The sequence below is a fragment of the Erythrobacter sp. Alg231-14 genome (assembly GCF_900149685.1).
Taxonomy (GTDB): Bacteria; Pseudomonadota; Alphaproteobacteria; order Sphingomonadales; family Sphingomonadaceae; genus Erythrobacter.
Window position 1 is genome coordinate 2,720,938 of record NZ_LT702999.1, and the last position, 23,529, is coordinate 2,744,466.

Below are 23,529 nucleotides of genomic sequence, written 5' to 3' on the forward strand. Positions count from 1 at the left end.
CGGGAAGCTGCGCGGTTAACAACGGCATAACCGTGAACAATCTTGCCATGCATCACCGCTCAACCCTGCAAATGGGTCATTCAGACTCCGCGCTGCAATCTAAACCGTTGGCGTGCTGGCCAATCGTGCAGGTGCCGGGGTCAAGCAGTCCGCACGGCCGCATCTTGGGCATCCAACGCCAAGCGGTACGGCATCCGCCACATCCAACGAGACACCGCGGGCATGCGCCAATTCCCCAGCAAACCGCGCCTCTATTCCCAAAACGACCGAGCGCCGCGCGGAACACGCCGCTCCATCAACCTCAACCGTGCGCGCGATGGTGAACCAATGGCGTTGTGGCCCCTCCCCTTCACCGAACGTCACCGCTTGCATCAACATCGTGCCCCGGCTTTCAAATGCAGCATACGGCGCCCATGCGGGCCAGCGCGCTCCATCTAGAGGGTACATCGCCCCGCTTGCACCGGCAGTGAAGTGTACCATCCGACCCGTTCGACCAAATCGAGCGTTAAAGAATGGGAGCCCTCGTTCGCCAACGCGCTGCAACGTCGTCAATCGCTGCGCAAGCTGGTCAAAACTGACCGCAAACCGACGCTGCAACACGGCCAGATCATACTGCGTTTGTTCGCATGCCCGCAAAAACCGGCTGTATGGCATCAACAACGCCGCCGCGAGGTAATCGGTCACGTAGTCGCGAAACCTTTCGCGCGCATCGGGGCTGGATAGGTTTGCCCCGGCGACCACGGTTTCAATCGCATCGCGTTGTTCGATGCTGCCAACTTGTCGTGCGATCTGAAACCGACGTGCTGCGCCCGGCAGCATTTCGGAAATCTGCAATTGGCGGGCATGCAGGTCAAGTCGATGGACAAGCCCCGGGATCACTTCGGCGGGCAGCACCCGCACAGAGAGTCGGTGTTTCTCACGCAAGCGTTCAATCAATGCGGCGCTGATATCGCCGCGCGATAGGCGCAATTGGTCGGCCAATTCTTCGGCGGCGTGATCAAGATCGGGGAAATGGTTTTGCCACCGCTCCGCTGCCTGACGCGCTTCGCCAATCGGATCGTCACTGCGTTCTTCGCCGGGATGCGAATTGTCGTAAAGGCGTACAAACGCTGCAGCGGCCTGAGGCGCTGCAGCGAGGAATTCCTGCAATTCCTCGCGATCGATGCCCAGATCGGCAAAGCGTTGATCCGCCATACGCCGCGCAAGTCCATCAATTCCACCGATCGCTTCGTCTTCACGAAGAGAGCTGGGATCGAAATCGAAACGCTCGATAACTTGGACAAGCACCCGCGCGGATAAGGGTCGTTGATTGCGCTCAATCAAGTTGAGGTAACTGGGACTGATGCCGAGCGAGGCCGCCATAGCGGCTTGGGTCAAACCTTCGCGTTTACGCAATCGACGCAGCGAAGGACCGGCAAGGAGAGGGTTTTCAGACATTCCCCGCTTGTAACTATATTTACAACGTTACACAAGAATTACCGCAAAAGTCGCGATACAGACACGAAGTTTTGTCATTTTTCCTATCATGCTGCGCTGCAACACTGCATAACAAATTCATCACCTCCCCCTCTCAAAGATCCCGGAGCCAAACATGACATATCAAGCCACCATCGCTCAAATGCAGCAACTCATCACATCCAACGGTCCCAGCTGGGGAGCGATCGATGCGGAAAGCGCTGCGCGTATGGCGATCCAAAACCGGTTCCCCACCGGCCTCGACATTGCGAAGTACACCGCAAAGATCATGCGCGCCGACATGGACGCCTATGATGCCGATCCGGCCGCCTACACCCAATCACTGGGTTGCTGGCACGGATTTATCGCGCAACAGAAAATGATCTCGATCAAAAAGCACTTTGGCACCACCAAACAACGCTACCTCTATTTGTCGGGTTGGATGGTTGCCGCATTGCGCAGCGAATTTGGCCCGCTGCCCGACCAATCCATGCATGAAAAAACGACCGTGCCTGAGACGATCGAAGAGCTCTACACCTTCTTGAAACAGGCCGATGCGCGCGAAATGGGCGGATTGTTCCGCGCCATTGATGCGGCACGCGAAGCCGGCGACGAAGTGAAAGCAAAAGACCTTCAGAACCAGATCGACAATTACGAAACCCACGTTGTTCCGATCATCGCCGATATCGACGCCGGCTTTGGCAACGCCGAAGCGACCTATTTGCTTGCAAAGAAGATGATCGAAGCGGGCGCGTGCGCTTTGCAGATCGAAAATCAGGTTTCGGACGAAAAGCAATGCGGCCACCAAGACGGTAAAGTGACCGTCCCACACGAAGATTTCCTTCAGAAGATCCGTGCGATCCGTCATGCTTTCCTCGAAATGGGCGTTGAAGACGGCATCATCGTTGCACGCACTGACTCGCTCGGCGCGGGCCTGACAAAACAAATCGCTTATTCGAAAGAAGCCGGCGACTTGGGCGATCAATACAACGCATTCCTCGATTGTGACGAAGTGGATCCGGCCAACATTTCCAACGGTCAGGTCTTTATCAGCCGCGATGGCAAGTTGATGGCGCCGAAACGCCTTCCATCAAACCTGTTCCAGTTCCAGGCCGGCACCGGTGAAGATCGCTGCGTTCTGGATTGCATCACTTCGTTGCAGAACGGCGCAGACTTGCTGTGGATTGAAACCGAGAAACCGCATGTTGAACAGATCGCTGGCATGGTGAACCGTGTTCGCGAAGTGATCCCGAATGCGAAATTGGTCTACAACAACTCGCCTTCGTTCAACTGGACGTTGAATTTCCGCCAACAAGTGTTCGATGCATGGGAAGCAGCGGGCAAAGACGTGTCGGCATTCAACCGCGCAGGTTTGATGAGCATCGATTATGATGGCACCGATCTTGCCATCGAAGCCGATGAGAAAATCCGCACATTCCAAGCGGATGCCGCGCGCCACGCCGGTATCTTCCACCACCTGATCACTTTGCCAACATATCACACTGCCGCTTTGTCCACCGACAACCTGGCCCGTGAATATTTCGGCGAACAGGCGATGCTCGGCTACGTTAAGAACGTGCAACGTGAGGAAATCCGCCAAGGTATTGCCTGCGTAAAGCACCAGAACATGGCCGGCAGCGATATGGGCGACGACCACAAAGAGTACTTTGCTGGCGAGGCCGCGTTGAAAGCGGGCGGCAAAGACAACACGATGAACCAATTCGCGGCGGCTTAAACCAAAGCGATAGGCGAAACACTTGGCGGTTGGGCAATCCACAATCGACAAGTGCGAAGCCAAGCGAATTGAACAGTTGGAGAGGGGTTCCCGCGAGGACACGCAACAAGCGGCCTTGCGGGAACCAATTCATACCTTCATGAGCGAAGTCATCACCACCATGTCCGCATAGGACCACGGAGAGAGACAATGAGCGATACCGACACACCAAACCGCGAACCGGCACGGGCCCGCGCGCTTCTTTCAACAGCAGACATGAAGCTGTTGCGCCGTGCTTTGGAAAGCCACGCTCGTGGCACCGAAGACCGCGAAGAGCTGGCCAAGATCAACGCTTTGCACCACCGTTTGGGTACGTACGTCCCTGACGCGGAGTAATCGCGAACCGCTATGCCAATCGTCTAACGGGCATCGGCGATAGCGCTCCCAGCTTTAAACAGTTCTCCTGGGGAGGAGAAAACGGCCGTCGGATACAGGGATTTCCTTGTATCTGGCGGCCGTCACTTTTGGATCACAGGTTTCGGCACCCGGATGATGGCGCCCCGCCCTTATCCGCCGCTCTTTGGCATAAGGTCCAATGTCGCCGCCGTCAGAGCCTCTGTAGCGGTTGCGATCACAACAGGCGCGTCGGGAGCCCAAAACGGGGAATGCAAGCTGGGCAATTCAACTTCGCCGCGCTCTGACGCTTGGTATTGCTCCAATGGCGTTCCGCCCACCCAAAAGATGAGCGATTCCACATTGTCAGGATCCGCGCGGTAGAATTGGCCAAAATCTTCACCGCCCATCACGCTGGGTGTTTCGCGAACGCGGCCTTCGAATCGTTGCGACAAACGGGCCATCACTTGCTCGGTGAATTGCGGCGTGTTGTAGGTGGATGGTGTGTAGGGGTCCTGCACCGTCACCTCAGGCAGCCTATCCTCGGGCATGCCGGCCGCCAACGCTTCGCCGCGGGCAATCCGTGCAATCCCTTCAAGCAAATGCGCGCGCACTTCATCGGTGTAACTGCGCACCGTAATCTGAAGCCGTGCTTCGTCGCTGATGATGTTGTGTTTTGAACCCGCGCGGAAACTGCCAACGGTCACAACCGCCGGGTCAAGCGGGCTGATCTCGCGGCTGACCAGTGTTTGCAGACGAGTCACGATGTGGGCGCCAATCACCACCGGGTCCTTTGTCGTGTGCGGATAGGCGCCGTGTCCACCAATGCCAGGGATCACGACATCCACGCTGTCCACATTGGCGAGGGCGTAGCCTTTCGAATACCCAATGAAACCGGCCGGTGCGCCAGCGGCATCATGGAAGGCCAATACGTAATCGGGTTTTGGAAAGCGTTCGAACAATCCATCCTCGAGCATCGCCAGAGCGCCCTCGCCCGTTTCTTCGGCCGGTTGCAGGATCATCACCAGCGTGCCGGACCATTGATCCTTGCGTTCCGCCAGAAGCTGCGCCGCGCCGATCCAAGCCGCCATATGCGTGTCATGGCCGCATGCGTGCATCACGCCCGTTTCAACACCGCTCGCCGGGATAGCTGTGCGGGTCGAGGCATAGGGCAGACCGGTTTGTTCGATCACCGGCAACCCGTCCATGTCCGCGCGCAGCATAACGGTTGGACCATCGCCGTTTTCCATCACGGCAACCACACCGGTCTGTCCCACGCCTTCGGTGACATCAAAGCCCAATGCCCGCGCCCGTTCCGCCAACTTCGCTGCGGTCTCAAATTCTTGAAAGCTAAGCTCTGGGTTGGCGTGCAAGTCTTGATACAGTTCAACAAGGCCCGGCATGTCTTCCATCACAGCCGCACGCAGCCCATCGCTGTGAATGGCTGCATGGGCTTCGCTGCTGTCGGTGTGGGCGTCTGCCAGTGCCGGAGCGCTCCATGCCATCGCCAAAGCCGCTCCGGCCATCCAATGAGCCATTCCTTTGGCTTTCCCTTGCTTCATCATCCCGTTTCCCCTCGTTCAATTCGAATTCGCCGCATGTCATGACCACCATGACATAATTGGAGACATGGACCGCATGTTACACGGTCCTAAGTGACTAAAACGCTCTTCGGCCTATCCCGATTGATCTGCTCTGTGCTCGCAATTGGTGGCTCTGAATGCATCATTTTAAGCTGGCACAGTCGTGGGCAGTAGGAAAGCGATCCTCACCGCCATCACAACGACCACAGGCCGTACCAATAGACCAAGATCAACGACAACGTCGTCACCATTAACACCACCAAAGGAACGCCCGTTCGGATGTAATCGGTGAATTCATATTGCCCCTCTGCCATGATCAACATGTTGGTTTGATAGGCAATCGGGGTCGCGTAACACAGGTTGCAACCGAACAAGACCGCCAAGACCAGCGGCTCTGGCGGCAGGCCCAATTGCGCCGCGATGCTGAATGCGATTGGGGTTCCCACCGTCGCCGCCGTCGCGTTGGAGGCAAAATTGGTGAGCACAGTCACAAACGCCATGATCGCGGCCAAAACCAAGGGCGTCGGCAAATAGGCCAGACCCAATGACAGCGCCTGACCCAGCCAATCGGCGGCGCCGCTTTCATCGATAACACGGCCAATCGCGATACTAGCCGCGACCAGCACAATCACTTGGCCCGATAGCGCGCGCCCCACGCGATCAAATTTCACACAGCCGGTGACAAACATCAAAATCGCCCCGGCCAAGGCCGAGATCGCAATCGGAAACAACCCGATCGCCGCCGTGATCACCGAAAACGCCATGATCGCCGCCGACAACAAAGCCTTTGAACGGCGCGGCAATTCGCGCGCACCTTCCAACATCAACAAGCTGTCGGCGCGGGCGAAATCTTGGAGATCACTCTCCAAGCCCTGCACCAACAAAACGTCGCCCTCTGTAATGCGAAGGTCGCCGCCGTCCGAATATTGGTCGCGTTCTCCCAACAAACGATCAGGCCGGTGAATGCCCAAGACCGCGACGCCGTATAGGTCAGCGATGCCGGAACTGGGCAAGGTGCGCGTGATCAGGCGGGAATCCGCCGTCACCGTCATTTCCACCACCAAGACATCTTCGCCCTGTGCCGATGCCATGCGTTTGATCCGGTCCATGACCCAGCTTGGCGCGAGTTCGCCTTTCAATTCGCGCGTCGCGTCTTCCAACGCTTCGTGACTGCCGGAAATATGGAGGCGCTGTTGGGGCTGCAATGGGCCGGTTGGCGGGCTGTGAAATTTGATGCCTTTGGGCAATTTCTCTTGGATCAAGGCCAATTCTTCGCCGGCCAGCATGGATTGATTGCCAACCCGCAAACGGGTGTGGAATTGCCGTTCTTGCACCTGTGCCTCTGTGCGATTGTCTTTCAACAATCGCGGCATCACCAACCACATATACGGCAGCGCAACCAAGGCCGCGAGCAACACGATCGGTGTGAAATCGAACACGCCCATTTCGCGCATGCCCAAATCCACCGCGATCGACACGACAAGGATGTTGGTCGATGTGCCGATGGTCGTTGCGAGACCACCGATCAACGATGCGGCGTTCAACGGCATCAGAGTTTTCGACGTGGGCATTGCGCCGCGATGCGCGAGAGCGGCGAAGATCGGAATCATCAACACCAAGACCGGCGTGTTGTTGACGAACATCGACAATATCAATGCGATCAAGAGCGATATGAGCAGGCCAAGCTGTAGATTGACCTTAAACACACGCTCCAATACGCGCGCCGCCGGTTCCAACGCCCCGGTCACGACCAATCCCCGCCCCATGATCATCAACGCGCAAATCGTGATCAACGCGTAGTGACCAAACCCGCCAAAAGCGAGCGCGAGGCCATCAATCGGGCGGCTGCCTTCGATGGGAAAGAAATACAGGCCAATCGCAATCACCGCGATCGTCAACAATGACACGATTTCAATCGACATACGCCCACGGACAAAGCCGACGAACATCAAGATCGTGACGAACATTGCCGCAATGGCGTGATAGGATGGAAAATCAATCATACGTGATGGTTTCGATGATCTCTCAATAAGCGGTGATCTTGGCAAGTGTTTTGATGGAATCTCTTGCCGGGCCCGCGCCGCGCGGCGATGGTGTGTGGAGATTTAGAAGAGGAAAGACAACATGCACGCATTGGTGTTCAACGGGCCGCGCGATATTCGCTATGAAACCTACCCCGATCCCGAATTGCGCGGCGCCAACAGCGCAATCATCAAAGTGCGTGCCTGTTCAATCTGCGGCAGCGACCTTCACATGTATCACGGCGCCCATATCGGAAACACGCAATATGACGAAGACACGCCGCATTTTTGCGTCGGCCACGAATTTATCGGAGAAATCGTCGAAGCGGGCGCAGATGTTCACGGATTTAAGGTTGGTGACAAAGTCCTGGCCGCCGGTGGAACAGGGTGTGGGATGTGTTCCCAATGTTTGACCGGTCATCCGCACAGATGCCACGAGTCGACCGCCTTCGGCTTGGGTCAAAAATTGGAGGGCGGGCAGGCTCAATTTGTGAATGTCCCTAACGCCGATGCGACGTTGCTATCGACCGATGGGCTAACCGATGAACAATCCTTGTTGTTAACCGATGGGATGGCGACTGCGTATTTCGGCCTAACACGATCCGATCCACGACCCGGGGGCACGGTGGCCGTCGTGGGCCTTGGCCCGATCGGAATTATGGGCGTAGAATTGGCCTTTGCCCTAGGTGCAGCGCGCGTCTTCGCCATCGATCCGGTGCAATCACGCCGCGACATGGCGGCCGCATTGGGTGCCGAAGTGTTTGCGCCCGGGCCCGACCTGGTGCCACAGATTATGCAAGCAACCGGCGGCGCCGGTGCGCAATCGGTGTTTGAGGCATCGGGCGCGAAAGGCGCGATCAATTCGGTCCTACCTTTGGTTGCCCGCGGCGGTTCGGCCAGCTTTATCGGCATACCAGAACCCGACGACACCCTCCCCCTACCTCTGATCATTTTCAAAAACGTGACGGTGCGCGGGGGAATTTGCGATGTGCAGAATATGTGGCCCCATCTGGTGCCATTGATCCAAAGCGGCCGCATCGAAGCATCTGGCCTATTCAGCCACCGTTTCGACCTAAGCGAAGGCACAGAGGCCTACCGCCTCTTTGACAGCCGCGAAGAAGGCGTAATCAAACTAAAAATCGATGTGAGCTGATACAGGCGACCGAAGACGGATCGGGCAATTGCTACCCGCAAACACATCAATCCAAGTTTTCAAAAAAGTTGGTGCCCCTGGCCCGACTCGAACGGGCACTCCGTTAGGAATTCGATTTTGAGTCGAACGCGTCTACCAATTCCACCACAGGGGCACCCTGTGTGAGGCGAGGCTGTTAGCGGCCCCCTGCGGATCTCGCAAGGGCTCAGCGCAAACTTCCTGCCAAAATTTTATGCATCCGGGAATGAAGCGCATCATTTGCAGCCAAAATCTGCTTTGAATGCACCGGATTTGACCGCCCGCGATAGTCGCTGACAAAGCCGCCAGCTTCGCGAACAAGCAGGCAACCCGCGGCAGTATCCCAGTCGTTGAGCCCGCTTTCCCAATAGCCGTCAAACCGTCCCTGAGCCACATAGGCCAGATCTAGCGATGCCGCGCCAAGACGGCGAATGCCAGCGACTTCGGGTCCGATTGCACCGAAAATACGGCTCCATTCGGCAAAGTCGCCATGACCAGCATAGGGAATACCCGTGGCAATCAATGCATCGGACATGTGCCGCCGCGCTGACACGCGCAGACGCGCATCCTGCAACCACGCACCGCGCGATTTTTCTGCCCAATAGGTCTGGTCGTTCACGGGGTGATAAATCACCGCGCCCGACACTTCGTGCCAACCTGTTCGATCAAGCTTGGGTTCTTGCACCGCGATGCTGATCGCGAAATGCGGGATGCCGTGGGCAAAGTTGTTTGCACCGTCCAGCGGGCTGATAATCCAGCGCGGCATATCCGGCGAACCTTCGATAATGCCCGCTTCTTCCAACACAAATCCCCAATCAGGGCGTGCGTTCAAAAGCTCATCATACAAAATCCGCTCAGAGCGCATTTGCGCCTTAGCGACGAAATCCGCAGGGCCGTTGCGGCTCACCTGCAAATGTTCAACTTCGCCAAAGTCGCGGCGCAAACGCCCGCCCGCTTTGCGCGCGGCGCGTTCCATCACGCGGATCAATCCTGAAAACATCGACATGTGCGCTTAGCCCGCCTTGCCGACATAGGTTTGCTCATACACATCAACGATGATGCGTGTGCCGCTGCCGATATGCGGCGGAACCATAATGCGAACGCCATTGTCCAGAACGGCCGGCTTGTAGCTGGAAGAAGCGGTCTGTCCCTTAACGACCGCGTCGGCTTCGACGATTTCGGCTTCGATTTGTTGCGGCAATTGCACGCTGATGGGTTTTTCTTCCCAAAGCTCAAGCATGACCTGCATACCGTCTTGAAGGAATGGACGCGCATCACCGAGCAGATCGGATGGCAGCATGATTTGTTCGTAATTCACCTGATCCATAAAGACGAGCATGTCGCCGTCTTCGTAAAGGAATTGGTAGTCCGCTGTTTCCAGACGCACTTTTTCGACTGTGTCGGCGCTGCGGAACCGCACATTGGTTTTGCGGCCATCTTGCAGGTTCTTCATTTCGACCTGCATGTATGCCCCGCCCTTGCCGGGTTGAGTGTGTTGAATCTTGGCGACTTTCCAGATGCCTTTTTCATACTCAATGATGTTGCCGGGACGAATGTCGACGCCGCTGATCTTCATGGCAGATAGTCTTTCTTTGATGAGGTGGAGCTGCGCGGATCGCAGATGCGCCATCCAATACAGAGCCCAATACAGGCGTGCCCAATAGCGGGTGATGCAAACCACTTCAAGCGCGCCCGTATTTCGCCCGGTCGGCACACGGCCAAAGCAGCGTTGCAGGTCCGCCAATTTGGGCCGGTCTGCCGTTTCGTGGTTAACGCATTGGCCTTCGCAAACGCACAATGCTAAGGCTTTGCGCCAAGGACCTCCTATTTATGAAGACTATTCACGTAATCTTGTTAACCGCGTTCGCCGCCGGTTTTGCGGCCTTTGCGCCTGCGATCGGTCAGAACGACGGCCAAAGCGTCGTTGCTTCGCCATCGGGCGGCGCATTGCGCACCATGCCGCACGGCACCTATCAATGCGCCCTGCCCGGCGATGCAGGCGGCGAAGCTTTCATCGAAGTCGCGGAAGAGACATTCCGCATTTTCACCGCGTCACGGTATGAAAGCACATCTGGCGCGGGAACATATATTCTGCGCGGAGACGAATTGACATTCACCCGTGGTCCCAAAAAGGGTCAGCAATTTGAACGCGTTGGCGACAATCAATTGCGCAAATTGGCCGCCGGCGGAACGCGCAGCGATCTGCTCTGCACACGGCGCGGATCACGTTAAGTCACTAACACCGCCGCGCCGTTCACTCACCGAATATCCAGTAGTGATGGATAAAGTAGACCTCGCGCAGCAAAAATGGCGCTTTGGTCGACCATGATTGATAGCGGGTTGAACGCGTCTCACTCACCTGAGCATCCATGCCCATACCCTTTGCCATCGCATACGCCCGACGCAGGTGCAGCGGGTCTGATACGATCAAGGCGCTGCGCCCTCCGACCGTTTTCATCACCGCATCTGCTTCAACCAAGTTTTGGTGCGTGGTGCGCGAGAGCGATTCCGTTTCGATAAAGCCTGCGGGGACGCCTGCATCAATCGCATATTGCCGCGCCGCCTTTGATTCCGAGATGGTGCCTTCGACAGAGCGTGCGCCAGTGAAGATGATGATTTGCACGCGCCCAGACTTTAACAGATCAATAGCGTGATCAATGCGCGCGGCGAACACCGGCGAAGGTGCATCGCCATCAACCGCCGCGCCCAAGACAATGGCAACATCCGCATAGTCGTTGGTGTTCTCGGATGGTCCCGATGCAATCCACACCGCAACGCCGGCAATCCACATTAGGAAGGCCGCGACCAAAGTCGCAATCCACTTCATTCTGTTGGCTTTGGCGCGTTTTCCTGCATCGCTTTGGCAAAGGCTTCGACTGCAGCGGCTTCGTCGCCGTTCCAAACCGCGCCGGATACGGCAAGGAAATCGGCACCTGCCGCTACCAATGGTCCACAATTTTCAGGCGTGATGCCGCCAATGGCGACCAGTGGTATTTCGAAAAGCTCGCTCCAAAACTCGATGATTTCCGGTGTTGGACGCTCTGCATCGCCTTTGTCTTTGGTGGACGATTCGAAGAACGCGCCAAAGGCAACGTAATCCGCGCCCGCCTCTCCTGCTTCCATCGCAAGATGCCGGGATGCGTGGCAAGTCACACCGATTTGGGCTTCGTTGCCCAATTCTTCGCGCGCGTCCTTGGGATCGCCATCGCCCTGCCCCAAATGCACGCCATCGGCCTTTAATCGTTTGGCCAAGGCCACGTCATCATTGACGATAAAAGCGACATCATGCTCAGCGCAAATGTCTTGCAGCGGTTGAGCCAGCGCGGCCGCTTCGTGTTGGCGCTCGTGCGCGCTCAACCCTTTTACGCGAAACTGGAACGCGGTGACGACACCTTTGCCAGCGGCCAAAGCGCGATCGAGCCGCGCGGGAAAATCGCCGCCCACTTCAAGTGGAGAGATCAAATAGAGTTGGGTGGGTATCTCTGGAAATTCGGTCATGAGGCTGCCCATAGCGCCGCATTATCGCCGCAACAATCCATTGCCTGGTTTGATGGTGTGCATCGCACCTGTCCTGACACGACACAGCCACATCGCAAACTGCACATGTGCGCGGCGCGCATGGTAATCATCGGGTAAAGGAGATTGCCAGATGACCCGCATAAACACGGTGAAACGCCGAACGGCTCGATTGAGCGTTTTGGGATCGATTGCGGCTGTGATGGCGATCACGGCTCCGGTGCACGCGCAAGGGTATGAAACCTATGTCAGCGGCGTCGGCTTTTTCGAACGGGCGACCGTCGGCGATCTGGACGTGACACCATTTGGGATTGTGCGCGACACTCGCTGTGCCGACATCCGGTTTTGCACCCGCGAAAACACCCTAGTGCTTTCTGTAATCCTCCACGATTATCGCGGGATGCGAGAGGTTGTTCTGGAATTGGATGAACCCGTCGCTGTGCCCGGCGGATATCTTATTCTGCGCGGCGCCGGCACGAGACCCAGCGAACGCAGCGCTATCCGGTTGAGCGAATACGCGCTGGATCTCGAATTTGTGCCGTTGCGCTACGACGAATTGCGGTAAGCGCCTAAGACGCGTTAGCCCGCGATGCTGGCCGAGGCGATTTGATCAATCGCTTTGCCCAACGTCCCGTCGAATTCGTCGTCGCTTTGCCCCTTGCGCAAATCTTGCAGAAGACCGCGGCTAAAGCTGGCGATCATACCGGGGTTGGTGGCCAATTTGTCGCATGCTTCATCGGTGGAGAAACCGCCCGACAACGCAACCACGCGCAACACATTGGGGTGTTCGATGGCAGGTGTGTAATGGCCCGGCTTCACTGGGATCGACAATTTCAACATGACTTTGCGCCCTTCGGGAAGCGCGTCGAGACCTTTCATGATCTCAGCCAGTAGGATCTCTTCGCCAGCGGCGCGATCTTCGGCGGTGATGTCGTATTCCGGTTCAAGCATGGGCATAAGGCCCGCATCGGCGATCTGATTGCCAACTTCGAATTGCTGCGCAACCACCGCCGCGACACCCACTGGGTTAGCCGATTTGATGACCGAACGCATTTTGGTGCCGAACATGCCGTTGGCGACCGATTTTTCGAGCAGTGCCGGCAATTTATCCAGCGGCTTCATCATCTGAGCGCCATCCGCCTCATCCGCGAGGCCTTGATCCACTTTGATAAATGGCACGATGCCGCGCGCTTTCAACGCGTCTGCGGTGGATTTTCCTTCGACTTCGCTGTCCATTGTCCGTTCGAACAGGATCGCGCCCAAGATTTTTCCGCTGCCAAAACATGGCGATGTAATCACCCGGCTGCGCATGGCGTGAATGGCACCGAACATTTCGCCATCACCCGACCATTCGCTGTCTTCAACGCCGTATCCGCGCAACGCTTTTGGTGTGGAGCCACCGGATTGATCCAGGGCTGCAATAAAACCTTGTCCAGCGGCAATCTTGGCGGTCATCTGATCTGTGTTCATGGCGGTTCTGCGCCTTTCTTACTCGTGAGGGAACGATATGTGTCGGGCTTTAGCCAGCGGTTAGTCAGGCTGCAACCGGCGCCAAATTTAGGTGTGAATTATCAAGATTTTTTGAAGCTGCGAATAATTCCGGTGAAGCTGGATGCGGGTTCGCCATCTGCGGTGATCAAACCACGCACGAAAATTGTTTTGCCACCGCCGCGTGTCACTTCGCCGCGCGCTTCCATCAACGCACCCGGTTTGGCCGCGCCTAGAAAGTCGGTCGACAAATTCATGGTAACGGCGGCCGCCCCGTTCAGTTCATCGGTCGCAATGGCAAACAGTGCGAAATCGGCAAACGTCATCAAGCAACCGCCGTGCATGAACCCAGCGCCGTTCATATGGTGATCTTTCGCGCGAAAGGCGCTGAGATAGGATCCGTCCTCTTCGCGGCGCATAAAGAACGGGCCCGATTGCGTTTCAAACGGGTCGTGATTCCAATAATACCAACCGGCGAATTCACCGTCATCGCAAGGGACAGCGTTCCCATAACCATATTCTGTTTTTGTCTCGGTCATTGGGTCATTGTCCTTGGGCGGTGTCGGGATTGTGTTTTCGTGCCGGCACCAAATTGATGGCCACCGAAATTCGCGTGCCACCGCCGTGAAACGGGCGCACGGCGTGTTGCAGCCAACTTGGGAACATCACGATCAAGCCTGTGGTTGGCCGCATGATGGGTTCGCTTTTCTGGGCGATGCCGGCTTGGTCTTTTAGGCGCAATTTCGGGGCGGTCATGCGCACCATGGGCATGCGCGGATCGGACAATTGCAATTCTCCGCCCAGGTTGCCCTCGCTCACCCCTTCATACCCGTCATCGATATAGGCCACGGCGGACCAATAGCTTCCAGGATGGGTGTGATATTGATTGGCGTGTCCTTGCCCCGATACATTGGCCCACATTTCTGGGACCCAGCTGTATTCGGAGGCACTGCCCGCATCGGCGTGACCGGTGGCTTCGTCCGCCATCATCATCGCTTTATGCGCCAAAGCGCGGGCCGCTTCTCCGCCCCAATCGAGCATATTCGTGTTGGAATGCCATCCGCCCAAATTGGAGATTTGGACCCCGGCCGCATCGCGCGCGCGCTCTGCCAAGATCGCCTCTTTCAAGACGCCAATGCCTTCGGCGCTTTGCAGCCGATCGATCACAAAGGGCGTTGCGAAAAGGTGGCGTGTTTCTGACATTTGGGCCTCCTACTGCTCCACAACGATCAATGCGCGCCTTAGCGCCACAATTGCATTGCGCGGATCGCGTCCGAAAGGCCGGAATTGGGTTCAACCGGCGATAGGCTGCGTTCGGCCAACATCCATCGACGACGGATTGCCCCTTTGCGCCAAAGATCGGTCACTAGGAAGTTCCCGGCCCATTCTTTGTTAGCCAGTTTAAGTTCTAATTCTACATGGCCCGAAAACCACACGCATTTGCCGTATTTGCGCGCGGTCACTTCATGAAAGCGAAAACCTTTGCAGAGAAAATCGTGTTGAACCGCCGACACGAAACTGGCCCGATCCAACAAGACCGGAGGTTTTATCCCGAACATCAAAATGCCGTCGCCCGATATCAACGATTTAAGATCGCTTGTGTCGCGGTGAACCCACGCCCGCATCAGCCGGTTCTCCAACACCTCAAAGTTTTGTTCAACGTCCGCCATATCAAACCGTAAGAGCAGCCACGCCGGGCAATTCCTTGCCTTCCATCCATTCAAGGAAAGCACCGCCAGCGGTTGAAATATAGGTCACATCTTTGGTCACGCCGGCCTGCGCCAACGCTGCAACCGTGTCGCCGCCCCCGGCCACGCTTATCAATGACCCTTCTTGGGTGAGCGCCGCCGCTGTGCGCGCCAACGCCATTGTGGACGCATCAAACGGTTCGGTTTCAAACGCGCCCAACGGTCCGTTCCAAACCAATGTGCGGCACGTTTTAAGCACATCGGCCAACGCCTCTGCGGCGCTGGCACCGATATCTAGGATCATCTCATCTTCTGCGACTTCGTGGACATTGCATGTCCGCAAGGAAGCAGGGTTTGCCGCGAATTCTTTGGCCACAACCACATCATAAGGCAGGTGCACCGTGCATCCGGCATGATCGGCGGTGTCCATAATATTCGAAGCGGTCTCGGTAAGATCATGTTCGCACAGCGATTTACCCACATCCACACCGCGCGCAGCAAGGAACGTGTTCGCCATGCCGCCGCCAATAATGAGGTGTTGAACCCGACCCACAAGGTTTTCAAGAACGGCGAGTTTGGTCGAAACCTTTGCCCCGCCAACCACGGCCGCCACCGGAGCCTCTGGATTGCCCAAGGCCGCGTCTAACGCTTTCAATTCGGCCTCCATCGCGCGGCCCGCATATGACGGCAGGTGATGCGTGATCCCCTCTGTCGTGGCGTGGGCGCGATGCGCCGCGCTGAACGCGTCGTTCACAAAAAAGTCGCCATGCGCAGCAATCGCTTTTGCGAAATTGGCATCGTTCGCTTCTTCACCCGGCCAAAACCGCGTGTTGTCCAGCAATCCGATATCGCCATCGCGCAGAATGCCGATGCTTTGTTCAACCACAGGGCCAGAGACCTCTGGAATGAACATCAATTCCTTGCCCAAGACGCCTTCAACATCGCCCACGACCATGCTGGTCGAAAGCACACTGGATCGTTGACCGCCCGGACGCCCGAAATGCGCCAACATCAACACTTTCGCGCCGCGATCGGCCAATTCTAAGACGGTTGGTTTGATTGCCTCAACCCGCGTCACGTCGGTGGCAGAGCCATCCTTCATCGGCAGGTTCAAATCGACCCGGACCAACGCGACTTTTCCGGTCACATCACCCAAATCATCGAGCGTTTTGAACTTGGACATTAAACCAAAATCTCCGACGTTTAAGAGGCCAAATCGGCCAACAGTGGAAGCGCGGCGAGCCCAGCCACAGCGGTAGTAACATAGCCCAGCGGCTTAGAACGCGTCCAACCGCTAACGCCAATCGCCGCGAGCAAGGAAAAAACCCCGATCACAAAGCTAAGATACATGAGCGTCGGAACATAGCCATCCGAACTCTCAATCGGCGCGCGTGGTGAAAGCGGGTGGTTTTGTGCGATCACGCCAACGCTCATATACGCTGTGATGATAAAGCACGAAGCGCCCAATGCGGCCGATCCGATGCTCCATCTGACCAAAAGCGACGGTTTGGCCAGCGTCAACAAAGTGACGAATAAAGTCGCCGACACCCCACCGAGAAAGGCACCGAGGAACCCGAATTGCTGGGCAAGTGCAAGCAGATATTCGGGTTCCAATTCGGTCATGTTCGTGTTGGCGGCGCTAACTTAAAGAAAGCTCGCCATGACACCGGCGGTGTCGATCATGCGGTTTGAGAAGCCCCATTCATTGTCATACCAACTCACGACACGCGCAAGTTTGCCATCCATCACCGATGTTTCGAGGCTGTCGACCGTCGAGCTGGCGGGATAGTGGTTGAAATCTGAGCTCACCAAAGGTTGATCGGTGTAATCCAGAACACCAGCCATTGGGCCAGTTTCCGATGCCGCTTTCAACGCAGCGTTCAATTCTTCGGTCGTGGTTTCGCGACCCGGTTGGAACACCAGATCGACGAGGCTGACGTTGGGCGTCGGCACGCGAACGCTCGACCCGTCCAACTTGCCCGCCAGCTCCGGCAAAACAAGACCAACAGCACGCGCGGCACCGGTGGTGGTTGGGATCATGTTTTGCGCACCGCCGCGTGCCCGGCGCATATCGCCATGCATTTGGTCCAACATGCGTTGGTCGTTGGTGTAAGAATGGATCGTGGTCATAAAGCCGCGCTCAATCCCGACTGTGTCGTTCAACACTTTCGCAATCGGCGACAGGCAGTTGGTGGTGCAGCTTGCGTTGGAGACGATCACGTCAGACGCAGTCAAAATGTCGTGGTTCACGCCGTATACGACGGTCGCCGACACGTTCTTTGCCGGGGCAGAGATTAAAACGCGCTTTGCACCAGCGGCAAGGTGCGGCTGGCACGCTTCGTCGCTTTGGAAGAAGCCGGTGCATTCCAACACAATGTCTATGCCCTGTTCGCCGTGAGGCAAATTGCCGGGATCGCGCTCAGACGTCACCGCAATGCTTTTGCCGTTCACAACGATGGCGCCGTCGGCGACCTCTACTGTGCCGGGAAAACGACCATGCGTGGAATCGAATTGAAACAACAGCGCGTTCGATTTGGTGTCCGCCAGATCGTTGATCGAGACCAATTCAAGATCGTGATCGCTGCGCTCAAGAATAGCGCGGGCGACAAGGCGGCCAATGCGACCGAAACCGTTAATTGCAACTTTGGTAGCCATGAGGGATTGTCCTGCTTAGTTGTTCAACTTGCTTTGAATTTGCGGCACGATCGCGTCCGCAGTGAAACCGAAATGAGCGAACAGATCGCTCGCTGGGGCGGACCCGCCGAACGTGTCCATCCCGATATTGATGCCGTTCCTGCCGGTGTAGCGTTCCCAGCCCAATGTGCTGCCCGCTTCGATCGATACGATCAACGCGTCCTGCGGTAGGATGTCGGCTTTATAGCCATCATCTTGGGCGTCGAACAATTCCGTGCACGGCATGGAAACCACATCAACGCCAACGCCGTCGGCTTCAAGCCGGTCGGCGCATTCCATAGCCAAGGCTACTTCGCTGCCGGATGCGACGATCACGGCTTTGCGCGATGCGCCGGCTGCGCGAAGGCGATAACCGCCCTTGGAACAACGGTTGTCCGCGCCCGACCACGCCTCATCACCCTCACCGCGCAATTGCGGCAAACCTTGCCGTGACAAGGCCAGAACCGATGGGGTTTCTGGCGTAGAAAGCGCATGTGCCCAACATTCGGCGGTCTCAATGGTGTCGCATGGGCGGAATGTGTTGAGATTCGGGATGAGCCGCAAACTCATCACTTGTTCCACCGGCTGGTGCGTTGGACCGTCTTCGCCCAATCCGATGCTGTCATGCGTCATCACATAGACGACCTGTGTTTTTTGCAGCGCCGACAGACGGATTGCGTTGCGGCAATAGTCGGAGAAGATCAGGAACGTTCCGCCATACGGAACCACGCCGCCATGCAACGCCATACCGTTCATCGCGGCGGCCATGCCGAATTCGCGAATGCCGTAATAGACATAGCGACCGGCATAATCGTCCGCCGTCATCGGCAATGTGCTGGGTGTTTTGGTGTTGTTTGAACCGGTCAAATCGGCTGAACCGCCGATCATTTGCGGGAGAGTTTCGGTCAACGGTCCGAGCGCCATTTCCGATGCTTTGCGGGTCGCAACCTTCTGAGGCTCCTTGGCCAGCGCGCGGATATGCCCTTCGATCGCTGCCGAAGCGTGATCCGATGTCCCCGCCATTTGCGCCTCAAACGCGGCGCGTTTGTCCGATGCGGCCAAAGTTTGTTGCCAGGCGCCGTGCGCCGCAGCGCCGGCTTCACCCGTCGCGCGCCAATCGGAAAGGATTTCTGCGGGCACGTCGAACGGTTCAGATGTCCAACCCAATGTATCGCGCGCGGCGGCAATCTCATCGGGTCCCAATGGAGCGCCATGGGTTGCGCTTGTGCCTTGTTTGTTAGGAGCGCCTTTTCCGATCACTGTCTTGCACGCGATCAACGATGGACGCGGATCGGCTTTTGCAGCGGTGATAGCGCGGTCGATATCAGCAAAATCGTGACCATCACAGCTTACGACATGCCAACCGGTTGCTTCGTACCGTGCCTTTACGTCTTCGCTGGTCGAAAGGTCAGCGGGGCCATCAATCGTGATGTTGTTGTCATCCCAAAGGACATTGAGCCGTCCAAGATGCAGGTGCCCGGCAAGGCCAATCGCTTCGTGATTGATCCCTTCCATCAAACAGCCATCCCCGGCAATCACCCAAGTCCGGTGAGCAACCAAATCATCGCCAAAGCCCGCGTTCAAATGACGCTCTGCCATGGCCATACCCACGGCCATCGCCAAACCTTGGCCCAGTGGGCCGGTGGTGCTTTCAACGCCTTCCAACAGGAAGTTTTCCGGGTGACCGGCGCATGGGCTGCCCATTTGACGGAAATTGCGAATGTCATCCATCGTCGGACGCGCATACCCCGTCAGGTGAAGCAACGAATACATCAACATCGAACCGTGACCTGCCGACAAAACGAAACGATCCCGGTCGGCCCAATCCGGCCGCGCGGGGTCAAATTTCAAATGACCAGAAAACAAAACACTGGCGACGTCGGCCATGCCCATCGGCATACCGGGGTGGCCTGAATTGGCCGCTTGAACGGCATCCATGGAAAGCGCTCTAATGGCGTTGGCCATTGGTTGGAGGCGGGCGGCATCAAGTGTCATGGCGCGGGAATGCTCCTAGGTCGAAAATCGGGCGCGATTCGCCCCGGTGAGAACATGCAATGGGCCATTGCCGAGAGGTCGGACTAGGTCAACCTTTGCCCCCATTCGATCCCCGTTGGATCTGTGGCTTTGGCACGCGCAAGGGATGCTTTTGCACGCTCCATCGGATCATCAACACATCGCAACAAAAGCGCAAAAGTCAGCCGCGCGCTAAGGGAAAATACGAGAGCACTTATCAACAGGATCACGCAACACTTTGCGAAGGCGCGATAAGTTGGTAAATATTACCCATCATGAGCGCCGCCCGGATCGAACAAGCGATGACACGCATCACCACCGCCATGGCGCGGATAGATGCCGCACGCCCCGAAGGCACCGGGGATAAGGGCGACAATGCAGGTTCTGCGCGCACAATTGCATTGATCAACGCGCATGAGAAGTTGCGTGAGGAAGTCGCTGATACGATTGGCGAACTCGATTCACTCATCGAAGAATTGGAAGGATGATCCCGCCGTTATGAGCGAAGTCCGCATCACAATCGGTCCCAAAACCTATTCCATCGCTTGCGGTCCCGGCGAAGAAGAGCGTGTCGAAAAACTCGGCGCGTTGATCAATGAGAATTACGCAAAATTAGGATCCTCCCGGGCCGCGTTGGAGGCGCAAAACATCGTTTTTGCCGCTTTGTTCATGGCCGATGAACTGACCGAGGCGAAATCGGCGATCAAAGACGCGCAAGCAGACTTGGCAGAAACCAAGCAAGCGATGCAACGCGCCGCAGACGACGCCGCGAATGAATTGAAACAAGTCAAAAACAGCGTCGATCACCAAAAAGAAAAATCGGGCGGCAAGAAAGCCGAATTGCGCGCGGAGATCGAAACCTTGCGCAAAGCCGAAGAGCGCACTCGCAAAGATAATGAGAAATTGAAGGCCGAAATCGCCGAAATGCAGGAGCGCGCCCGGCATCAACACGATCTATTCGGCGGGCCAGCAGAGGACGCCGCGCTATCCGAAGCGTTGGCAGAAAAGCTCGAAGCACTGGCCACACGCGCAGAAGCGACCGCGAGCGAGCTTGAAGGTCGGGGCACTTCGCACTAAATCATCAAGCGGCGGGGCTGCTCAGCACGAGCCACGGAAAATCCCTGGGGCTATAAGCAATCCTCGGGAGCTGTCCCTTCCTGGGTTCACGGGCCAATGCGTTCCTTTTTGGAGCGGACCCTTGGGACTTGGGTAAACGGCGCCCACCTGACACTTTCAGCGTCAGAGGATTTCTCGGCAAACGACTCATAGTGGTCCCGTCATTTTGCTGCGCCGACATAGGCGCTCGGCGCTTGGGCCATCGCTGATGGGGCCCGCGCAAATGGGACAAGGCGCTCTTGCGGCCCCTGACTTCGACATTTACTGAGCCTGCAATGGACACGCCCCCTACCCCATCAAAATCCGAACTGCGCAAATCCTTGCTTGCCGCCCGGCGCGAGCATGTCTTGGAGCAGCCTTCTTCGATCCAAGCGTTGTTGTTCAATCGCCCTCCTGCCCCGTTGGCGGCAAAGATTGGGCAGGACGCCGTCATCGGCCTCTACCACGCCACCCGCTTCGAAGCGTCCGCGCGGGGATACGCTCGGTTCTTTCAAGATGCCGGCCACACCGTTGCATTGCCCTATTTCGCGTCGGATGATGCAACGATGTCGTTTCGTGCGCATACGGACCCCTATGACGAAAGCGACCTAGTCTCTGGCTCCTATGGCCTAAAACAACCGGGATTCGATGCTGAGCCCGTCACGCCCGATGTCGTGTTCGTGCCTTTGGTCGGCTTCACCGACAATTTGGACCGATTGGGCCAAGGCGGCGGTCATTATGATCGTTGGTTGGCGGAACATCCCGGTCGCATAGCGATTGGGTTGGCATGGGATGCGCAATTGACCGACACGCTGCCGGTGGAACCGCATGATATCGCTTTGGATGCCGTTGTAACGCCAACGCGCATCTATGGCCTGAAATAAGAGAGCAGATCCATGCGTGACACACCAACCTGGCGAATCCCCGTTGGCATTTTCGGTCTTTTCATCGGGATCATGGTCTATGCGATTCTCATCGCGCGTTATGCGCCGGATGTGATCGGATCATGGCCGGGCCTAGCGCAGACCATTGCCTACCTTATCCTAGGCGTAATCTGGCTTTTGCCGCTCAGGCGGTTCTTAATTTGGATGGAAACCGGCAAATGGTCCGCCCCTGCCCCAGCATCTTCTGACGCCGAACAAGAGTAAGGGCCGGACACAATCGCCTACATGGCATCGCGCCGTTAAGCGGGAACCGCATTCGATGATGTTTCATTGATTTCCCAAGTGGCGCGAGTGACGAGACTTGAACTCGCGACCTCCGGCGTGACAGGCCGGCGCTCTAACCAACTGAGCTACACCCGCTTAAACTTGACCGTTCAAACTGTGGTTTGCACCGCTTGGGAGCCGGGCAATTAGGCCCGGTTTGAATAGCTGTCAACGCCCGTGACAGCCATTTTGCAACATTTTTGAAAACTTAGTCCGAAAGCAGCAAAACTGGCGTTTCAATTAGCTTTTTTACGTCCTGAATAAAGCTTGCCGCGTCAAAGCCATCAACCACCCTGTGATCGCAGGAGATGGAGATGTTCATCAACTTGCGTTTTTCGATTCGCTCCTGACCATCCGCACCCGTAACAAACATCGGGCGTTCAATGATCCGGTTGGGTCCAATGATGGCGACTTCGGGTCGATTGATCACCGGCGTGGTTGCAACCCCGCCCAACGGCCCCAACGAAGTGACAGTGAGCGTTGAACCGGAAAGCTCTTCCGATTTTGCCGAGCCATCCCGCGCCGCCTGTGCCAACCGGCCAATCTCGACTGCCAATTGCCATAGATTGCGCGCCTGAGCGTCGCGAATCACCGGAACCATCAAACCGTTATCGGTCTGAGTCGCCATGCCCAAATGCACGCTGCCGTGACGGGTCACGATGTTCGCTTCGTCATCGTAACGGGCATTGATCATCGGATATTTGGGCAGCATCTTGCAGAATGCGGTGATCAACAAAGGAAGCATGGTCAGCTTAGGCTTTTGGCCACGAACCGCGTTCAAATCGGCGCGCGCTTTTTCCAAATCGGTCACGTCGCATTCTTCGACATAGGTGAAATGCGGAATGTTGCGTTTGGCGGCGCTCATGTTCTGAGCGATTCGCTTGCGCAACCCGATCACTTTTACCGGTTCATCGGCGCGCGATTTGCCCGCCGGTGAAAAGCCACCGCCCGAATTGTAGGCGAGGAATTGATCGAGATCGCCGTGACGCACGCGGCCACCATCGGCAGATTTCACATCGTTCAAATCGACGCCAAGATCGCGTGCACGCCGACGCACGGCAGGGCTCGCCATAGTTTTGTCGCGCGATACGGAAGGTTGCGCCGCTTCGGTTGGTGCCGGAGCTGGAGCGGGTGTTGGCGCGGGCGCAGGTTGAGGTTCAGAGACTGTCACGGTCGGGGCCACTGGCACCGCCATATCTGTGCTCGTTTCCTCGCTTGCTGCATCGTCCGCAGTGTGTGCGTCGTCGGCGGCTTCGTCCGCTGCGTCACCTTCAACTTCGACCACCAACAACATGGCGCCGACCGAAATCGTATCGCCCACTTCACCGGCGACCTCGATAACGGTTCCCGAAACCGGGCTTTCGATATCAATCGTGGCCTTATCGGTCATCACATCGACAAGGTGTTGGTCTTCTTCGACTTTATCGCCGACCTTCACTTGCCATTCGACGATTTCCGCCTCTGCCACGCCCTCGCCCACATCGGGCATGTTGAATGTAAACTTTGCCATG

Annotated in this window: 25 protein-coding genes and 2 tRNA genes; 9 read left to right on the top strand and 18 right to left on the bottom strand. The window is 56.9% G+C overall.

The window, feature by feature from the left end:
• Positions 1-99: 99 nt before the first annotated feature.
• Entirely contained in the window at positions 100-1,437 is a 1,338-nt protein-coding gene (locus BQ8290_RS13055; RefSeq protein WP_108790996.1) for a short-chain fatty acyl-CoA regulator family protein, read from the bottom strand.
• Between the two features lie 154 nt (positions 1,438-1,591).
• On the opposite strand from BQ8290_RS13055, the gene BQ8290_RS13060 reads away from it, so the two are divergent.
• A complete protein-coding gene (locus tag BQ8290_RS13060; RefSeq protein ID WP_108790998.1) occupies positions 1,592-3,190 on the top strand; it encodes an isocitrate lyase in 1,599 nt (532 codons plus the stop codon).
• Between the two features lie 189 nt (positions 3,191-3,379).
• A complete protein-coding gene (locus tag BQ8290_RS13065) occupies positions 3,380-3,565 on the top strand; it encodes a hypothetical protein (protein ID WP_108791000.1) in 186 nt (61 codons plus the stop codon).
• Between the two features lie 170 nt (positions 3,566-3,735).
• On the opposite strand, the gene BQ8290_RS13070 is transcribed toward BQ8290_RS13065, so the two are convergent.
• Both BQ8290_RS13070 and BQ8290_RS13075 read right to left on the bottom strand, forming a co-directional pair.
• The gene (locus BQ8290_RS13070; protein WP_108792404.1) at positions 3,736-5,100 is read right to left on the bottom strand and encodes an amidohydrolase; all 1,365 of its coding nucleotides are present in this window, start codon (positions 5,098-5,100) and stop codon (positions 3,736-3,738) included.
• Between the two features lie 239 nt (positions 5,101-5,339).
• Positions 5,340-7,148 carry an SLC13 family permease gene (locus tag BQ8290_RS13075; protein WP_108791002.1) on the bottom strand — a complete coding sequence of 603 codons (1,809 nt, stop codon included), beginning with the start codon at positions 7,146-7,148 and terminating at the stop codon, positions 5,340-5,342.
• 121 nt (positions 7,149-7,269) lie between these two features.
• Between BQ8290_RS13075 and BQ8290_RS13080 the strand changes: the two genes are divergently transcribed.
• Positions 7,270-8,319 (top strand): zinc-binding dehydrogenase, encoded by a 1,050-nt coding sequence (locus BQ8290_RS13080; protein WP_108791004.1) that lies wholly within the window; start codon positions 7,270-7,272, stop codon positions 8,317-8,319.
• Between the two features lie 69 nt (positions 8,320-8,388).
• Here the strand turns inward: BQ8290_RS13080 and BQ8290_RS13085 are convergent.
• From BQ8290_RS13085 to efp, 3 genes are all read right to left on the bottom strand, one after another.
• Positions 8,389-8,473 (bottom strand) — tRNA-Leu (locus BQ8290_RS13085).
• 51 nt (positions 8,474-8,524) lie between these two features.
• A complete protein-coding gene (locus BQ8290_RS13090) occupies positions 8,525-9,343 on the bottom strand; it encodes an inositol monophosphatase family protein (protein WP_108791006.1) in 819 nt (272 codons plus the stop codon).
• Positions 9,344-9,349: 6 nt separating this feature from the next.
• Entirely contained in the window at positions 9,350-9,913 is a 564-nt protein-coding gene (gene efp / locus BQ8290_RS13095) for an elongation factor P (RefSeq protein WP_108792406.1), read from the bottom strand.
• A 254-nt stretch (positions 9,914-10,167) separates the two neighbouring features.
• On the opposite strand from efp, the gene BQ8290_RS13100 reads away from it, so the two are divergent.
• On the top strand, positions 10,168-10,569 hold the full coding sequence (locus BQ8290_RS13100; RefSeq protein ID WP_108791008.1) for an elongation factor P: 402 nt from the start codon (positions 10,168-10,170) through the stop codon (positions 10,567-10,569).
• A gap of 22 nt (positions 10,570-10,591) precedes the next feature.
• Here BQ8290_RS13100 and BQ8290_RS13105 read toward each other — a convergent pair whose 3' ends face one another.
• Together BQ8290_RS13105 and thiE are read right to left on the bottom strand one after the other, a co-directional pair.
• On the bottom strand, positions 10,592-11,164 hold the full coding sequence (locus BQ8290_RS13105; protein ID WP_108791010.1) for an ElyC/SanA/YdcF family protein: 573 nt from the start codon (positions 11,162-11,164) through the stop codon (positions 10,592-10,594).
• Positions 11,161-11,835 (bottom strand): thiamine phosphate synthase, encoded by a 675-nt coding sequence (gene thiE, locus BQ8290_RS13110; protein ID WP_108792408.1) that lies wholly within the window; start codon positions 11,833-11,835, stop codon positions 11,161-11,163. Before thiE ends, BQ8290_RS13105 begins: the two co-directional genes overlap by 4 nt.
• Positions 11,836-11,986: 151 nt before the next feature.
• On the opposite strand from thiE, the gene BQ8290_RS13115 reads away from it, so the two are divergent.
• Complete coding sequence (locus BQ8290_RS13115) at positions 11,987-12,418, top strand: hypothetical protein (protein ID WP_108791012.1); 432 nt, start codon at positions 11,987-11,989, stop codon at positions 12,416-12,418.
• Positions 12,419-12,432: 14 nt separating this feature from the next.
• Here BQ8290_RS13115 and BQ8290_RS13120 read toward each other — a convergent pair whose 3' ends face one another.
• The 8 genes from BQ8290_RS13120 to tkt form a co-directional block, all read right to left on the bottom strand.
• Positions 12,433-13,323 (bottom strand): fructose bisphosphate aldolase, encoded by an 891-nt coding sequence (locus BQ8290_RS13120; protein WP_108791014.1) that lies wholly within the window; start codon positions 13,321-13,323, stop codon positions 12,433-12,435.
• A 101-nt stretch (positions 13,324-13,424) separates the two neighbouring features.
• Entirely contained in the window at positions 13,425-13,880 is a 456-nt protein-coding gene (locus tag BQ8290_RS13125; protein WP_108791016.1) for a hotdog domain-containing protein, read from the bottom strand.
• 4 nt (positions 13,881-13,884) lie between these two features.
• Entirely contained in the window at positions 13,885-14,544 is a 660-nt protein-coding gene (locus BQ8290_RS13130) for a TIGR02466 family protein (protein ID WP_108791018.1), read from the bottom strand.
• Positions 14,545-14,582: 38 nt separating this feature from the next.
• Positions 14,583-15,011, bottom strand: coding sequence for a DUF4440 domain-containing protein (locus BQ8290_RS13135; RefSeq protein WP_108791023.1), 429 nt, complete (start codon positions 15,009-15,011; stop codon positions 14,583-14,585).
• A 1-nt stretch (position 15,012) separates the two neighbouring features.
• Positions 15,013-16,212, bottom strand: coding sequence for a phosphoglycerate kinase (locus BQ8290_RS13140; protein ID WP_108791025.1), 1,200 nt, complete (start codon positions 16,210-16,212; stop codon positions 15,013-15,015).
• Positions 16,213-16,232: 20 nt separating this feature from the next.
• On the bottom strand, positions 16,233-16,652 hold the full coding sequence (locus BQ8290_RS13145; RefSeq protein WP_108791027.1) for a hypothetical protein: 420 nt from the start codon (positions 16,650-16,652) through the stop codon (positions 16,233-16,235).
• A gap of 21 nt (positions 16,653-16,673) precedes the next feature.
• Positions 16,674-17,684, bottom strand: a complete 1,011-nt coding sequence (gap, locus tag BQ8290_RS13150; protein WP_108791029.1) for a type I glyceraldehyde-3-phosphate dehydrogenase — start codon at positions 17,682-17,684, stop codon at positions 16,674-16,676.
• A 15-nt stretch (positions 17,685-17,699) separates the two neighbouring features.
• A complete protein-coding gene (gene tkt / locus BQ8290_RS13155; RefSeq protein WP_108791031.1) occupies positions 17,700-19,697 on the bottom strand; it encodes a transketolase in 1,998 nt (665 codons plus the stop codon).
• Positions 19,698-19,990: 293 nt separating this feature from the next.
• Here tkt and BQ8290_RS15230 point away from each other — a divergent pair, with 293 nt between their 5' ends.
• From BQ8290_RS15230 to BQ8290_RS13175, 4 genes are all read left to right on the top strand, one after another.
• Positions 19,991-20,203, top strand: a complete 213-nt coding sequence (locus BQ8290_RS15230; RefSeq protein ID WP_337661405.1) for a hypothetical protein — start codon at positions 19,991-19,993, stop codon at positions 20,201-20,203.
• Positions 20,204-20,213: 10 nt separating this feature from the next.
• Complete coding sequence (gene zapA / locus BQ8290_RS13165; RefSeq protein WP_337661406.1) at positions 20,214-20,792, top strand: cell division protein ZapA; 579 nt, start codon at positions 20,214-20,216, stop codon at positions 20,790-20,792.
• Between the two features lie 314 nt (positions 20,793-21,106).
• The gene (locus BQ8290_RS13170; RefSeq protein WP_108791037.1) at positions 21,107-21,694 is read left to right on the top strand and encodes a 5-formyltetrahydrofolate cyclo-ligase; all 588 of its coding nucleotides are present in this window, start codon (positions 21,107-21,109) and stop codon (positions 21,692-21,694) included.
• A 12-nt stretch (positions 21,695-21,706) separates the two neighbouring features.
• Complete coding sequence (locus BQ8290_RS13175; protein ID WP_108791039.1) at positions 21,707-21,958, top strand: DUF2842 domain-containing protein; 252 nt, start codon at positions 21,707-21,709, stop codon at positions 21,956-21,958.
• Positions 21,959-22,037: 79 nt separating this feature from the next.
• On the opposite strand, the gene BQ8290_RS13180 is transcribed toward BQ8290_RS13175, so the two are convergent.
• Positions 22,038-22,114, bottom strand: a tRNA-Asp gene (locus tag BQ8290_RS13180).
• A 112-nt stretch (positions 22,115-22,226) separates the two neighbouring features.
• Positions 22,227-23,528 carry a 2-oxo acid dehydrogenase subunit E2 gene (locus BQ8290_RS13185; protein ID WP_108791041.1) on the bottom strand — a complete coding sequence of 434 codons (1,302 nt, stop codon included), beginning with the start codon at positions 23,526-23,528 and terminating at the stop codon, positions 22,227-22,229.
• Between the last annotated feature and the right edge of the window lies 1 nt (position 23,529).

Bases quoted from the DNA above. Each gene is read 5' to 3' on its own strand.
- BQ8290_RS13055 (WP_108790996.1), bottom strand. From the start codon at position 1,437: ATGTCTGAAAACCCTCTCCTTGCCGGTCCTTCGCTGCGTCGATTGCGT.
- BQ8290_RS13060 (WP_108790998.1), top strand. From the start codon at position 1,592: ATGACATATCAAGCCACCATCGCTCAAATGCAGCAACTCATCACATCC.
- BQ8290_RS13065 (WP_108791000.1), top strand. From the start codon at position 3,380: ATGAGCGATACCGACACACCAAACCGCGAACCGGCACGGGCCCGCGCG.
- BQ8290_RS13070 (WP_108792404.1), bottom strand. From the start codon at position 5,100: ATGGCTCATTGGATGGCCGGAGCGGCTTTGGCGATGGCATGGAGCGCT.
- BQ8290_RS13075 (WP_108791002.1), bottom strand. From the start codon at position 7,148: ATGATTGATTTTCCATCCTATCACGCCATTGCGGCAATGTTCGTCACG.
- BQ8290_RS13080 (WP_108791004.1), top strand. From the start codon at position 7,270: ATGCACGCATTGGTGTTCAACGGGCCGCGCGATATTCGCTATGAAACC.
- BQ8290_RS13090 (WP_108791006.1), bottom strand. From the start codon at position 9,343: ATGTCGATGTTTTCAGGATTGATCCGCGTGATGGAACGCGCCGCGCGC.
- efp (WP_108792406.1), bottom strand. From the start codon at position 9,913: ATGAAGATCAGCGGCGTCGACATTCGTCCCGGCAACATCATTGAGTAT.
- BQ8290_RS13100 (WP_108791008.1), top strand. From the start codon at position 10,168: ATGAAGACTATTCACGTAATCTTGTTAACCGCGTTCGCCGCCGGTTTT.
- BQ8290_RS13105 (WP_108791010.1), bottom strand. From the start codon at position 11,164: ATGAAGTGGATTGCGACTTTGGTCGCGGCCTTCCTAATGTGGATTGCC.
- thiE (WP_108792408.1), bottom strand. From the start codon at position 11,835: ATGACCGAATTTCCAGAGATACCCACCCAACTCTATTTGATCTCTCCA.
- BQ8290_RS13115 (WP_108791012.1), top strand. From the start codon at position 11,987: ATGACCCGCATAAACACGGTGAAACGCCGAACGGCTCGATTGAGCGTT.
- BQ8290_RS13120 (WP_108791014.1), bottom strand. From the start codon at position 13,323: ATGAACACAGATCAGATGACCGCCAAGATTGCCGCTGGACAAGGTTTT.
- BQ8290_RS13125 (WP_108791016.1), bottom strand. From the start codon at position 13,880: ATGACCGAGACAAAAACAGAATATGGTTATGGGAACGCTGTCCCTTGC.
- BQ8290_RS13130 (WP_108791018.1), bottom strand. From the start codon at position 14,544: ATGTCAGAAACACGCCACCTTTTCGCAACGCCCTTTGTGATCGATCGG.
- BQ8290_RS13135 (WP_108791023.1), bottom strand. From the start codon at position 15,011: ATGGCGGACGTTGAACAAAACTTTGAGGTGTTGGAGAACCGGCTGATG.
- BQ8290_RS13140 (WP_108791025.1), bottom strand. From the start codon at position 16,212: ATGTCCAAGTTCAAAACGCTCGATGATTTGGGTGATGTGACCGGAAAA.
- BQ8290_RS13145 (WP_108791027.1), bottom strand. From the start codon at position 16,652: ATGACCGAATTGGAACCCGAATATCTGCTTGCACTTGCCCAGCAATTC.
- gap (WP_108791029.1), bottom strand. From the start codon at position 17,684: ATGGCTACCAAAGTTGCAATTAACGGTTTCGGTCGCATTGGCCGCCTT.
- tkt (WP_108791031.1), bottom strand. From the start codon at position 19,697: ATGACACTTGATGCCGCCCGCCTCCAACCAATGGCCAACGCCATTAGA.
- BQ8290_RS15230 (WP_337661405.1), top strand. From the start codon at position 19,991: ATGAGCGCCGCCCGGATCGAACAAGCGATGACACGCATCACCACCGCC.
- zapA (WP_337661406.1), top strand. From the start codon at position 20,214: ATGAGCGAAGTCCGCATCACAATCGGTCCCAAAACCTATTCCATCGCT.
- BQ8290_RS13170 (WP_108791037.1), top strand. From the start codon at position 21,107: ATGGACACGCCCCCTACCCCATCAAAATCCGAACTGCGCAAATCCTTG.
- BQ8290_RS13175 (WP_108791039.1), top strand. From the start codon at position 21,707: ATGCGTGACACACCAACCTGGCGAATCCCCGTTGGCATTTTCGGTCTT.
- BQ8290_RS13185 (WP_108791041.1), bottom strand. From the start codon at position 23,528: ATGGCAAAGTTTACATTCAACATGCCCGATGTGGGCGAGGGCGTGGCA.